The organism is Providencia sp. 6390, from assembly GCF_058148425.1.
In genome coordinates, this window is the sequence record NZ_JBYVYL010000006.1 from 81,717 (window position 1) to 95,549 (window position 13,833).

The following is a 13,833-nucleotide window of genomic DNA, read 5'->3' on the forward strand; positions in this document are numbered from 1 at the left end:
TAGCGCTTATGAATTCTTTGAACGATTAGACATCCGCTTTGCGGCTCCAATCGCCGTTCCAATCTTAACTTTTGGTTGCTTAAATTTAAGTGAGGTTGGTGTTAATGGATAAACTCGTTTTCTTGCAACGATAACATTTAACGCACCAATCCCACCAATATGCTTATTTAACCAATTTTCAGGGCCATGCCAAGGAAAAATTTGGCAGTTACGATGATAAAGCACTTCGTAGTTTAGGACACTCAGCCAATCAAAGACCCTTAATGTAGGAAAGAAACGGCTACAGTAAGGTTGTTGCTTACGCAGAAAAGGTACCATCTTCCCTAAACCAAGCAGGCTAAAGGGGTTAAAACCTGAAATAATTAACCAACCATCATCAACCAATACTCTGTCAACCTCACGCAGTACCCAGTGTGGGTCATGGCTATATGCCAACATATGTGAGATCAAACAGGCATCGATAGATTTATCAGTAAAGGGTAGTGCTAAAGGCTCAGCTAAGACATGAAATCGCGGATCATCATTCCCCGCGCTAAATTGATGAGCTATCATACATTCTTCAGTGTCAATCTCGGTGCTCAGATGCCCTAATTTAAGCAAATGAAAACCAAACATTTTAGGCCACCAAGGACGAAGCTGGTATTGTAGCGCCTGGCGATACTGTTGCCCAAAAGGGATATCAGACCAACACACTGGCATCTGGAATTTTTTTTCAATACGTGCTGGTTTCATCAAATTCCCCTTAATCAAACCCTAGAGGTCATTATGGAGTTAATACGAGTTCCTGCTTTAAATGATAACTACATCTGGATCCTATCCGATAATCATCAACAGTGTATCATTGTTGACCCAGCAGAGTCAGAGCCTGTCCTCGAAATATTGGCGCAAAATAAGCTCACGCCAATCGCTATCTTACTCACCCATCATCATCATGATCATACTGGCGGTGTAAAAGGTATTCTCCAGTCCTTTAGCCAATTACCTGTTTTTGGACCTGAAGAAACCCTAACCAAAGGTGCAACTGAATTAGTTAACCACGGAGATCAAATAAAAATTGGTGAATTCAGCTTTCATATCATTGGATTACCGGGGCATACACTTGGTCACATTGGCTTCTATCAACCACCTTATCTATTTTGTGGCGATACATTATTTTCAGCTGGCTGTGGTCGTATTTTTGAAGGAACGCCTGAGCAAATGTTTCAATCAATTCAAAAAATAGCGGCTCTACCTGATGATACAATCATCTGCTGTGCTCATGAGTACACACAATCTAATCTTAAATTTGCACATCATATTTGGCCAGATAACCAACAAATTAGCAAATACCAACAAGAAGTTGACCTCAAACGAAGCAAAAATCAAGCGACTGTACCGACAACGCTTGAAACTGAGCGAAAAATAAATGTTTTTTTACAATGCGATAACGTAGAACTACAAAAAAAGATGAATATTAACCAAGTTAATCCTCCACTTAGAGCTATTTTTACTGTTTTACGTCAATTAAAAGATCATTATTAGCGTTTAATTATTGTCTTCTTTGTGTCTGCTAAGTATTATTGTTCGACTTTTACACGTACAACAACGAAGAATAATGACACAATGAAGACAATAGCGACCATTATCGCCATTGTTCTGCTGGCCGGATGCCAAGCTTCGCCACAAAAAACCAAGCAGAACAGGTCTTCAGCAAACCACACTATAGAAACCATTGCTCCACATAATCAGGCAGCAAGTAGACAAATTGCAAAGGTAGATAATGACCTTTGGGGTTATATCAGTGATGAGCTGAAGATGGATATACCTGATAATGCTATCATCAGGGAACAAACCAATAATTACTACACAAAACAAAGTTTTCTCTACGATGTTACATTAAGGGCTGAGCCTTATATGTATTGGATCGTGGATGAGATCGATAATCGTAATTTACCCATGGAATTAGCCTTAATTCCAATCATTGAAAGTTCATTCAATCCAAAAGCAACTTCCCCTGCCCAAGCCGCTGGTCTTTGGCAAATTGTTCCAATTACCGCACGATCTTATGGTTTAAAACAAGATCAATGGGTAGACGAGCGACGTGATCTTGTCACATCAACTAAGGCTGCTTTTGATTTGCTCGAAAATTTAAACATTATGTTTGGTCATGATTGGGAACTAACGCTTGCGGCCTACAATTGTGGCGAAGGCTGCGTGTTAAATGCTATCAAGAAGAATGAGGCTGCGGGGCTACCTACTGATTTTTGGTCATTACCTTTACCAAAAGAAACCAAACAATATGTTCCTAAAATATTAGCATTAAGCCAAATATTAAGATCTCCAGAAAAGTATCAAGTTAAACTACCTCATAGCAACCGTAATAGAGCATTAACTCAAGTCGATGTTGGACAACAAATTACATTAACGCAGGCTGCTGAATTAACAGGGGTTTCAGAAGAGTCACTCAAAACCTATAATTCAGGCTATAAACGTGGTGTCACTTCACCAAATGGCCCTCATTATATTATGTTGCCAAGCACTAAGGCAGAACAACTTAAGTTATCGCTTTCAGACCAATCGGTTTTGGAACGTATTCGTACTGCTGTCGCTGAGAATCAAAAAAGAAGACCGGTGCAACAACAGCAACTTAATCACTTTAATTATAAAGTCGCTAAAGGTGAATCAGTAACTAGTATTGCTAAAAAGTTCAATACGACTAGCCAAAGTATAAAGCAACTCAATGGTATGAAAACGGCTAATATCCGTCCAGGCCAAATGCTAAAAATTAAAGGTGTAGCGCCAACAACTAATAGTCGGAAATCTAAAACTTACCAAGTCAAGAAAGGCGACTCTTATTATAGTATTGCTAAAAGACATGGTATCAAGCTCAATGATTTAATGAGTTGGAATTCAGGTGTCAAAATGGCAGATCTAAAACCTGGGGTGACATTGAATCTTTACTTATAATAACATTCTCGTATACCTACCGATTAATCGGTAGGTATTACATATTGAGTACCAAAAATTAATTATGCTTATCAATATTGAAATCATATTCAATTGTCGTTAATACCTCCTCTATTATGTTAAAAAACGCATTCAAATTATTTAACACACGTTTTTTAAGTTAAAACCATCGTTATTTTTTGTAAAAAAACGCAAAGTATCTCTGATTCGATATAAAACGTCCTCAAAATTGTGTTTAATCGATATAAATAGCACTATAAGTCCTTTATCACCTCTTACTTTTGAAAAAATTTGCTGGTCAGGTGGTGACTTATGTAATAAAAGTGCTATATTATTAGCACAGCGAAAACAGTTAGCGCTGCTAGCCCGTATTTGAATATTACTGATATAATTATTGATAATTCTAAAAATTGCACCTGTTCAACACAGAATCTATATAGTCTAAGATATTGATTAATAACTGCTTATGTTACTAATTCAAGGTGTTTTATTTAGCTTGCACTAGATTATTTTGATATAGAAATACACATAGCAAAGGTTAGTCTCGCCTGCGGAGGTGATTATGGATGAATATTCACCCAAAAATTATGATATATCTGAGTTAAAATATTTGTGTAACAGTCTGAATCGAGAAGCAATTTCTAGTTTACTGAAAACAAATACACATTGGGTAAATGATTTAAGCTCACCACAAAGTGCTAGCCTTAATGAGCTTATTGAACATATTGCCGCTTTTGTATGGCAATATAAGATAAAATATCCTAAAGAGAATCTCGTTATATCATTAGTTGAAGAGTATCTTGATGAAACTTACGATTTGTTCGGTAGCCCTGTAATAACTCTAAGTGAAATTATTGATTGGCAGAGTATGAATCAAAATCTTGTAGCTGTACTTGATGATGATTTAAAGTGCCCGACGAGTAAGACTTAAGATACCATTTACCATCAAATAAACTATAACATAGCATGTTATAAAGCTTTTTAATTATCAATAAAAGAAAGGGTATTATGACCAAAACTGATTATCTGATGCGTTTAAGAAAATGCACAACCATCGACACGCTTGAACGCGTTATCGAAAAAAATAAATACGAACTGTCTGAAGACGAGTTAGAACTATTTTACTCGGCTGCCGACCACCGCCTTGCAGAACTCACTATGAATAAGCTTTATGACAAGATCCCAGCATCGGTTTGGAAATTTGTTAGGTAACTACTTATTAATATGCACAGATAATGACTGGCTATAGCCGATAGTTCATTTTATCGGCTCAATATATTTTTTATCTTTCCTACTATTGCATTACAAACTAATGCAACCATCCCGCTTGTAATTTACACACCCAGATATTATCGATAGGTAATAAGATAACATTAGCACTGATGCCTAAACTTGGGCGCAATGCTTATTCGTTAACGTCTATAAATAGAATGCTATAAAGAAAGGTCGTTCAATCTTATAAATGTTTATATTAAAATTAATAACAACTATTCTATTTTTTAAATAATATGAGTTAGAACTAAACTGTAAGCGGAAGTCACTTTTAAAAGTACCCAAACGGATATATATAATACTATTATCAATCTGATAACGAGTAAAACTCATTTTTCGTGTAATAAAGTAGTCATGAGAAATAGTATGAAACTAAAATAGAGAATAATTGCAGATAGATAAGAGAGAAGACTGAAATTGGGTGGGAGCCCTGCCAGCGACATCCCGGCACACACATCCCCTGCTATGGCTGCTTCCTTCCGGACCTGACCAAGTTAACAAGTTAGCGTTGCGGGAGAACCAACAGAGCCCCCATAGATTGCTTCCTAAAAAGCAGGTGGCATTATGCTTGATGAAGATTGAAATAGCAAGGAACACGCCGCTGAATGCTGTTTTATTGCACAAAATAGAATCTTTAATTTCACTGTACTGGCACAAGTAGCAATTCGATATCGTGAGTTACCCCATTATTAATCACAACACTTTCCACATTGGAAATAAACCAAAGATCACCGTCAACAGAAACTGTCGCTCTTACTGCCAGATGTGCGTTAGGACGAATTTCATCCTTTTGGTAACTTAGTTCAAACGGAAATGGCGATTGCTTTCCGTGAGTATCATAATATTTCTGCGATAAAATAAGAGCAGGTAGCTCTGCAATTGAAGTATCAGCAAGAGTGACTGTCACCACTGCATTTTCAGGCAATATGACACGTTGTTGGATAACCACTTGTCCATTAATGACACTCGACTCAATACTCTTTTTTGTTGTATTTTGAGGTGTTCCGAATTTGGTCTCTTGCGTTTTATTATTATTCCCCTCACAACCCATTAATAAGGTCATAAGGATGAACCCCATGATGACTTGGTATAATTTCATGATAAATGCCTAAAAAACAGAACGTTGACAAAATATTTTTATGTTATTTATTTTAAGATGCAATTTTTTACTGAAGATACTGCAATTATAACGAAAAAAGCCCATCAATAAAATATTATTTCCAAATGTAACAAAGTGCATCCGTAAAAATTTCTGTGCTATGCCACATAAAAAAGCACCGATAGCAATTTGACACTGATTTTCTGCACAGGAAAGTTCCCCTCAAAAACTATCTACCTATTTTTGTGTATTAATGGGAAAATACAGCTATCTAATATTTTTTACCCTATGGCAAGGTTGTTATGAGCCCTGAATTACAAAACTTAATTAGCTTATTGGAATTAGAAAAAATCGAAGAAGGAATTTTTCGCGGCCAAAGCGAAGATCTTGGTCTTCCCCAAGTGTTTGGTGGACAAGTTGTTGGTCAAGCAATGTATGCCGCAGAGCAAACTATCCCTGAAGATCGTGTCATAAATTCATTTCACAGTTATTTTTTACGTCCCGGCGATAGCCAACATCCTATCGTGTATGACGTCGAGATACTTAGAGATGGCGGCAGCTTTAGTACCCGTCGTATTAGTGCAATACAACATGGAAAACCAATATTTTTTATGACAGCGTCTTTCCAAGCGCAGGAAGGTGGCTTTGATCATCAAAATTTAATGCCTGAAGTGCCATCACCAGAAACATTGATATCTCAAGATGAAATAATTCAACGTTTAGCAACTAACTTGCCTGAATCTGTGAAGAAATACGCTTTACGCCCAAACCCATTTGAATTTCGCCCGGTGCAATTTTATAGCCCATTTGATGCACCTCCCCAAGAGCCATTCCGTTATATTTGGTTCAAAGCAAAAGGGCAGTTGCCTGATATCCCATCGCTTCATCATTATTTATTAGGATATGCATCCGACTATAATTTCCTCCCCGCCACACTACAGCCACATGGCCGTGGCTTTATGGAAAGGGATTTACAAGTCGCAACTATCGACCATTCCATGTGGTATCACAGACCGTTCAAAATTGATGAATGGTTACTGTATGCGATAGAAAGCCCATCAGCATCAGGTGGTAGAGGCTTTGTTAAAGGACAAATTTATAATCAGCAAGGAGAGCTGGTCGCAACGGCGGTTCAAGAGGGTGTTATTCGCAAGAGAAAACCTCGATAGCAGTCTGTTAATATTAGAGCCTGTTTATCTTTGCTGATGATTTTTACAACGATAAAAGATTAAAAAAATAGCCTAATTCATTGTTCTATCATTTTAATAGGCTAACTCTTTATGGCTTGAGCTAAAGATGATGTTTGAGTGTTGCCCTACGGGTTCAATTAAAGAACGTTTCACTCATTTGATGCTACCTTCAGAGTCTCTTGGCTTGCCAAAAATGTCTTTAATTCGAATAAAAATTCACCTTCAAAGATAAACAGGCTCTGACAAGGCAGGAATATCCCCTTCCTGCCTTGCTTCATTTTAATTGACGTTTTTATTCACCGCTATCAGCGACTTTTACGTTATTGAAGCAATAACATGAATGTTAGTACTAACTAACATCATAATTAATTATATGCACTTTCACCGTGATAAGTAATATCAAGCCCTTCTCTTTCTTGCTCCGTATCAGCACGCAAGCCTGTTGTTTTATCAGCAATCAAGAATGCGAGATAAGCAATCACAGCTGTCCATATCACACAAACCACAATGCTAAATGCTTGAATACCAACTTGTTTCAGCATTGTGACTCCTTCTGCATACCCCATTCCCCCCAATGCTGCGGAAGTGAATACCCCTGTCAGTAAACAGCCAACAATGCCGCAAACGCCATGTACCCCAAAAACATCGCACACATCATCAACTTTTAACCAACGTTTTAAGATAACCACGCCCCATAACCCTGCAACACCAGAAATCAGACCTATCATTAATGCGCCAGCCACACCGACAGTTCCTGCAGCAGGTGTCACGCCAACCAGTCCAGCTAAGCAACCTGAACAAGCGCCGAGTAGCGAAGGTTTATTCCTAAAAATCCATTCTGCAAGCACCCATGACAATATCGCGCCAGATGTTGCGACAACGGTATTAATGAACGCTAGCGCTGCGATTGAATTTGCACTTCCTGCTGAACCTGCGTTAAAACCGAACCAACCAATAAATAAAATCGCAGTTCCCATAAAGACCATTGGTAAGTTATGGGGTTTTATTGCTTCTTTCCCGAAACCAATTCGCTTACCAAGTAAGTAAGCACCAACAAGCCCAGCCACTGCTGCGTTAATATGTACAACAGTTCCGCCAGCAAAGTCCAGAGCACCATCCTGTGCCAATAAACCGCCTCCCCAAACCATATGTGCCATGGGTAAATAAGCAAAAGTTGTCCAAATCAAGGCAAATATCAAGACAGCAGAAAACTTGATCCTTTCACCTAAAGCTCCCACAACCAATGCAACGGTTAAGCAAGCAAATGCCCCTTGGAATGCCACATGCACAAATTGTGGAATAGTCGCTGAGAGACTTTCAATATTTATTCCCTTCAACATCAATTGACTAAAACCACCAAAAAAATCATTCCCCTCACTAAATGAAAGGCTATAACCATAAACAACCCAAATAACAGAAACTAAAGCTAAAATCACCATAGTCTGCGCCATCAACGACAAAACGTTTTTGCTCCGTAATAGCCCGCCATAAAATAATGCAATCCCAGGAACGATCATAAATAGAACCAGTGCAGTGCAAATCATCATAAAAGCATTATCAGCTTTATCTACACCCACTTCAGATGCGAGCGCCCCTGTAGGAAAACTTGCTATTAATAGCCAATAAAAGCATTGAAATAGTTTACTCATCGCCATTCTCCTAAAGTGCCTCATCATGTTTTTCACCAGTGCGGATCCGTATAGCCTGCTCTAGTTCAAATACAAATATTTTTCCATCGCCAACTTGCCCTGTCTTCGCCGCTTTTTCGATTGATTCAATAACCTGCTCGGCGAATTCATCTGATACAGCAATTTCCATACGAACTTTAGGCAAGAAATCAACGGTATACTCAGCACCACGATATAATTCAGAGTGCCCTTTTTGACGTCCAAACCCACGAACCTCAGTAATTGTTAGGCCTTGAATTCCAATATCTGAAAGTGCTTCTCTTACTTCGTCTAGCTTAAAAGGTTTAATGATTGCGATGATGTATTTCATTTTGCCCCCGATTAATTTAGGTCCCTGTCACCCCATACTAAATATTTGTCATAACAACATGACAAACCACAAAAATACTTAGAGTAAATAGTCTTCAGCAAATAGTGTGCCAAAATTAATTACACTTATAATTCAAAGAGTCATAGCAAAAGAAAAGGCCACTCAATTGAGTGGCCTTGCAAAATGCATTATTAATGTGCAAAAAAGCTAAATTAATACCGTTTCAGGCTCTACATCATCATGCTGAGTTAACGATTCACCAACTTGCTGTAATTGATACATTTGGTAGTATCGCCCTTTTTGTTGCAGTAATTGCGTATGATTTCCTTTCTCAACAATTGCACCACGATGGAGCACAACCACCTGATCCGCATCGACTATCGTTGATAACCGGTGTGCAATCACCACAAGTGTAGTTGTTTGACGAATGATACGTAGTGCTTTTTGAATAGACTGCTCAGTGCCTGAGTCAATATTAGCTGTAGCCTCATCAAGAATAAGGATTTTTGGTGTGACAACTAATACACGAGCCATCGCCAGTAGCTGCCGTTGACCAACTGACAAGGTATTACCTTGCTCACCAAGCATTGAATCTAAACCATCTGGTAATAAACGTATGTGCTCAGCAAGTTGCACCATTTCGAGCACCTGCCAAACCTTTTCTTGCGAGACATCACGCCCCAAAGCAACATTATCAAAGAAAGAGGCCGCCAGCACCACAGGATCTTGCTGAACCATAGCGATACCATTACGTAAAACTTGGTGTGATAACGAATGCAAAGGACGCCCATCAAGCAAGATTTCACCCTGCTGCCATGGATAATAACCCATGATCAAGTTAGCAATAGTACTTTTACCACTTCCAGTGTGTCCCACTAGTGCAACAAAGCTATTTTCTGGAACATGAAGGTTAATATCATTTAGCACCTTTTTGTCTTCACGATAGGCAAATGATACATGCTGGATATCAATAGTGCCGCTTTCTAGCGGTAATGTGTGTAGGCCATAACCTTGTTTTGGGCTATCCATTAATTCGAATACTCGCTCACCCGATACTACAGCTTGTTGTAGCATAGACTGTTGAGATGTGAGCTCAATTAAGGGTTCATTTAAACGCCCAAGGTAATTAATAAAGGCATATAAAACCCCGACACCAATCGTTGTAGCACCATCAACACCAAACAAAAATAACAAACCACAAAGAACAGAGGCTGAGAGCAAGCTCAAAAGAGGGCGCAACAGTAAGCCATCGAGCTTCAATGCTTTCATACGTTCATAATAATGATTTTCGCTCGCTTGCAACATTTTTTCACCAAACCTAGCTTGCTGGCGAAATTGTTGGATTACCGTCATACCATTAATCACTTCATTGAAACCGTTATTAATATCAGCCAGATAAGAACGCACTCGCCTCACAATTGGCGTACTTAAACGTTGATAAGCAAACATCACAACCAAAACGGCAGGGAAAATCATAATCGCGACTAAGGCCATTCGCCACTCAAGGGTAAACATAGCAACCAACATGGCACAGATCAGCGCTAAGCTACGAAATACCGTTGGGACGACCATCACAAATAAATCTTTAATCACTTCAGTGTCATTGGTAACCCGAGAAATAATTTGTCCTACTGGCTGTTTATCAAAAGCACTTAAAGGTTGCCTTAATGCAGAGTTCATCACGTCAGTACGTAACGTTTGTACTACGCCAACTGCGGCTTTATTAAAAAGTATTGTTTGATAATAATGAAGTAACGCCGCTAAAACCTGTAACAGCACAAAGCCAATCGCCATGTACAATGCTAATGGCATAATTATTTGCTTTTTAGCAACCATGCTGTCGATAAAATAACTAATAAGTAAAGGCCCACTCACTTCCGCCGCCGCTGCGACCCATAACATCACTATCGCAATCGACATGGTTCCACGATGCACTTTCCCATAACTCAGCAAGCGCTTTAACGCAGGCCAAAGAGGCTTCTTTTGACTCATAAATCACCATCCAAAGCCGCTTCAATTTGCTGATAATGATACATATCTTTATACCAACCTGATTGAACCGATAACGTTGCATGAATACCTTCTGCGACAACGCTCCCTTGAGACAAAACGAGAATATTATCCGCTTCTACAAGTGCCGATAAACGATGCGCACTGATGATCAATGTTCTACCTTCACGCCAACGACTCAAATTTTGTAAAATCGTAAATTCGGTTTGCCCATCAACGGCAGATAATGCGTCGTCTAAAACTAAAATCTCTGCATTTTGTAAGATAGCACGAGCAATAGAAATACGCTGCTTTTGCCCTCCAGACAGCATAACACCTCGCTCACCCACCTGTGTTTGATAGCCTTCTGGCAGCCTTAAAATATCATCATGCACACAAGCAATTCGTGCAGCTTCTTCTATTTGTTCAATCGTTGCCTGTGGATGACCTAAAGCAATATTACCTGCAACAGTATCAGAAAATAAAAATGGAGATTGATTAACAATAGCCAATCGGCTACGCCACTCATCTAAGAGAACACTTGATAACGGATAGCCTTGATAACGAATTTCCCCTTCAGTAACATCAAATTGTCGCTGAAGTAAGGTAATTAGTGTTGATTTACCTGAGCCGGTTGGGCCACATAACCCTAGAAAGTGCCCCGGTTGCAGATCAAAATGAATATCATGTAATGCCACTCGCTCAGTTTCAGGATAGCTAAATAACTTAATATTTGCGCTTAGCTCGCCTCGCTGTGCCTGAAGAGATTGCTGACCATCTTCAATATCTAAAGGTTCATCAAGTAAATCTCTAATACGACTATAAGCCGCGCTACCACGCTCAACAATATTAAACATCCAAGCTAGAGCTAACATCGGCCAAATCATTAGCCCTAAGTACATGACAAAGCTAGTTAATTCACCAAGAGTTAATGAGTCTTGTAACACCATCCAACTTCCTCCAGCGATTGCCAGAAGATTTGCCATACCGATAGCGATAAAAATTGTTGGGTCAAAGCGTGCATCAACTCGAGCCACATGCATATTGCGGCGCCCTGCTTCTGTTGCCACTTGTTCAAACTGATTCGACTGGTGATCTTCAAGCCCAAATGCTTTGATCATCCTAATGCTTGTCAGACTTTCCTGTGCATGGTTATTTAAGGAAGAAAACGCCCCTTGAGCATGTTTAAAGCGGTGATGTAATTGGTCGCCATAGCGTTTGATCACGAGAGCCATAATAGGCATCGGGATCAGTGCCAATAACGTTAGTTGCCAACTGATATTAACACTCATCATCAGTAACACTGCGCAGCCCATAACGAGGGAATCAACAAATGTAAGAACCCCTTCTCCTGCCGCAAATACAACACGATCAACATCATTAGTAGTACGAGCGATTAAATCGCCTGTGCGATAACGTAAATAGAAGGATTGATTCTGCAAACTGAGCTGACGATAAAATTTTTGCCGTAGCTGTACAGCTAACTTATAAGAAGCACCAAATAACCACAACCGCCACACATAGCGGAGCCCATAGACAACAACAGCAATAAATAGCATCAATACAACATAAGAAACTAATTGGCTTGTTGCCATGGTTTCATTACTAATACCATCTACCACCACCCCAACTAAGCGAGGTGGAACAAGTTGTAAAATCGCAATAATAATTAAAAAGCAAACAGCGCCACAGTAGCGTCGCCATTCACTAAAAAAATACCAGCGTAGTTGTGAAAATAATCGCACTTAGTCACAGCCTTGAATAAAATGTAGTGATCTACCGCCCTAATAATAACCGACGATAGAAGTAAAACAGCGTTAACATCGCTAATCAGGGATGGGTAACACGGTTGTATATTTAATTTTTTCCATCGCAAAACTGGAGGTAACATCAATCAGACCGTGAACACCATTAACCAGCTTTTTGTAGAATAGATCGTAAGATTTCATATCTTTGACTTCAACCTGCATGAGGTAATCATACTCTCCTGCCATTCGATAGAATATCAGTACTTCTGGAAGCTGACTGACGAATGACACAAATTGCTCATACCAATCACTGTTATGATGTTGGGTTTTAATCATCACGATCACCGTCAATCCTAAACCTAGCTTCTCACCATCAAGTAAAGTCACTCGGCTACGAATATAACCGTCATCTTCTAGACGTTTTAATCGTTTCCAACAAGGTGTCGAAGTCAGATTAACTTCTTCTGCAAGCGTGTTTAAAGATAGGCTGCTATCATTTTGCAGCAAACGAAGTAACTTTTTATCTATCTTGTCTAACATGGGCGTTCTCTTCTTGTTATAAAATGCCACTAACTACGCTATATCATAGAATAATTTTATCTAAATAGATGGGTAACAATATAAATAATTCATCAATTAACACTAAAAGATTAAATTAAACCTGTGCATGTTAGCCAAGCACCGCTAACATGCCCTACTAACAAACTATACTCGTTATACTTCAAGTGATAGCGTTTTTCATTATGCTATAAGTGGCTACGCTCACTCGCACTAGCCACATACTTTTGTATGCTCCTAGCGACTAACTCACCTGTCACCTAGCCGCACCTTGAATTATTTAGAGTATAAATATTTATTTTTTATCAAATAGGAAGAGTATTATGAAACGTGCGGTAGTTGTCTTCAGTGGTGGACAAGATTCGACAACGTGCCTTATTCAAGCACTAACAACTTATGATGAAGTCCATTGCGTCACTTTCGATTATGGGCAACGCCACCGTTTTGAAATTGAAGTTGCACAAAAACTCAGCCATGCTCTTGGCGCTACCGCGCACAAAACACTCGATGTCACTCTACTCAATGAGCTTGCGGTTAGCAGCTTGACTCGAGATAACATCCCAGTTCCTGACTATAATGAAAGCGAAGCTAGCGGGCTCCCTAGCACCTTTGTTCCTGGCAGAAATATCCTATTTTTAACCTTAGCCGCTATTTATGCATACCAAGTGCAAGCTGAAGCCGTGATCACTGGGGTATGTGAAACTGACTTCTCAGGCTACCCTGATTGCAGAGATGAATTTGTCAAAGCCCTTAACCATGCCGTCAGCCTAGGGCTAGCAAAAGATATTCGTTTTGAAACCCCACTTATGTGGCTCGATAAAGCACAAACCTGGGCTCTAGCGGACTACTATGGCCACTTAGATACCATTAGAACCCAGACATTAACTTGTTATAACGGAATACAAGGTGATGGATGTGGTGAATGTGCTGCTTGCCACCTTAGAAGCAAAGGCTTAAATTATTATTTGTGCCATAAAGATACCGTTTTAGCATCCTTAAAAGACAAAGCCGACCTCCCTTAAACTTTGAATTT

The 13,833-nt window shown here is 39.3% G+C and carries 13 protein-coding genes and 1 other RNA gene; 6 read left to right on the forward strand and 8 right to left on the reverse strand.

The window, feature by feature from the left end:
* Nucleotides 1-6: 6 nt before the first annotated feature.
* A complete protein-coding gene (locus AC3Z9T_RS13795) occupies nucleotides 7-732 on the reverse strand; it encodes a class I SAM-dependent methyltransferase (protein ID WP_490126689.1) in 726 nt (241 codons plus the stop codon).
* Between the two features lie 33 nt (nucleotides 733-765).
* On the opposite strand from AC3Z9T_RS13795, the gene gloB reads away from it, so the two are divergent.
* From gloB to hha, 4 genes are all read left to right on the forward strand, one after another.
* On the forward strand, nucleotides 766-1,521 hold the full coding sequence (gloB, locus tag AC3Z9T_RS13800; protein WP_490126690.1) for a hydroxyacylglutathione hydrolase: 756 nt from the start codon (nucleotides 766-768) through the stop codon (nucleotides 1,519-1,521).
* Nucleotides 1,522-1,602: 81 nt separating this feature from the next.
* Complete coding sequence (gene mltD / locus AC3Z9T_RS13805) at nucleotides 1,603-2,946, forward strand: murein transglycosylase D (RefSeq protein ID WP_490126691.1); 1,344 nt, start codon at nucleotides 1,603-1,605, stop codon at nucleotides 2,944-2,946.
* Nucleotides 2,947-3,508: 562 nt separating this feature from the next.
* A complete protein-coding gene (tomB, locus tag AC3Z9T_RS13810; protein ID WP_490126692.1) occupies nucleotides 3,509-3,877 on the forward strand; it encodes an Hha toxicity modulator TomB in 369 nt (122 codons plus the stop codon).
* A 77-nt stretch (nucleotides 3,878-3,954) separates the two neighbouring features.
* A complete protein-coding gene (gene hha, locus AC3Z9T_RS13815) occupies nucleotides 3,955-4,158 on the forward strand; it encodes a hemolysin expression-modulating protein Hha (RefSeq protein ID WP_004927064.1) in 204 nt (67 codons plus the stop codon).
* 488 nt (nucleotides 4,159-4,646) lie between these two features.
* On the opposite strand, the gene ffs is transcribed toward hha, so the two are convergent.
* Nucleotides 4,647-4,743, reverse strand: an RNA gene (gene ffs / locus AC3Z9T_RS13820) — signal recognition particle sRNA small type.
* Nucleotides 4,744-4,858: 115 nt separating this feature from the next.
* Nucleotides 4,859-5,317 (reverse strand): YbaY family lipoprotein, encoded by a 459-nt coding sequence (locus AC3Z9T_RS13825; protein WP_490126693.1) that lies wholly within the window; start codon nucleotides 5,315-5,317, stop codon nucleotides 4,859-4,861.
* Nucleotides 5,318-5,619: 302 nt separating this feature from the next.
* On the opposite strand from AC3Z9T_RS13825, the gene tesB reads away from it, so the two are divergent.
* A complete protein-coding gene (tesB, locus tag AC3Z9T_RS13830; protein WP_490126694.1) occupies nucleotides 5,620-6,486 on the forward strand; it encodes an acyl-CoA thioesterase II in 867 nt (288 codons plus the stop codon).
* A gap of 386 nt (nucleotides 6,487-6,872) precedes the next feature.
* Here the strand turns inward: tesB and amtB are convergent, their stop codons facing one another.
* The 5 genes from amtB to AC3Z9T_RS13855 all read right to left on the reverse strand — a co-directional run bounded on the left by amtB (nucleotide 6,873) and on the right by AC3Z9T_RS13855 (nucleotide 12,782).
* The gene (gene amtB, locus AC3Z9T_RS13835) at nucleotides 6,873-8,156 is read right to left on the reverse strand and encodes an ammonium transporter AmtB (RefSeq protein ID WP_490126695.1); all 1,284 of its coding nucleotides are present in this window, start codon (nucleotides 8,154-8,156) and stop codon (nucleotides 6,873-6,875) included.
* 10 nt (nucleotides 8,157-8,166) lie between these two features.
* Entirely contained in the window at nucleotides 8,167-8,505 is a 339-nt protein-coding gene (locus AC3Z9T_RS13840; RefSeq protein ID WP_490126696.1) for a P-II family nitrogen regulator, read from the reverse strand.
* Between the two features lie 207 nt (nucleotides 8,506-8,712).
* Nucleotides 8,713-10,497, reverse strand: a complete 1,785-nt coding sequence (locus AC3Z9T_RS13845; protein ID WP_490126697.1) for a SmdB family multidrug efflux ABC transporter permease/ATP-binding protein — start codon at nucleotides 10,495-10,497, stop codon at nucleotides 8,713-8,715.
* Nucleotides 10,494-12,239, reverse strand: coding sequence for a SmdA family multidrug ABC transporter permease/ATP-binding protein (locus AC3Z9T_RS13850; protein ID WP_490126698.1), 1,746 nt, complete (start codon nucleotides 12,237-12,239; stop codon nucleotides 10,494-10,496). Before AC3Z9T_RS13850 ends, AC3Z9T_RS13845 begins: the two co-directional genes overlap by 4 nt.
* 81 nt (nucleotides 12,240-12,320) lie before the next feature.
* Nucleotides 12,321-12,782, reverse strand: a complete 462-nt coding sequence (locus AC3Z9T_RS13855; protein ID WP_490126699.1) for an Lrp/AsnC family transcriptional regulator — start codon at nucleotides 12,780-12,782, stop codon at nucleotides 12,321-12,323.
* Nucleotides 12,783-13,123: 341 nt separating this feature from the next.
* On the opposite strand from AC3Z9T_RS13855, the gene queC reads away from it, so the two are divergent.
* The gene (gene queC / locus AC3Z9T_RS13860) at nucleotides 13,124-13,822 is read left to right on the forward strand and encodes a 7-cyano-7-deazaguanine synthase QueC (RefSeq protein WP_490126700.1); all 699 of its coding nucleotides are present in this window, start codon (nucleotides 13,124-13,126) and stop codon (nucleotides 13,820-13,822) included.
* The last annotated feature ends 11 nt before the right edge of the window (nucleotides 13,823-13,833 follow it).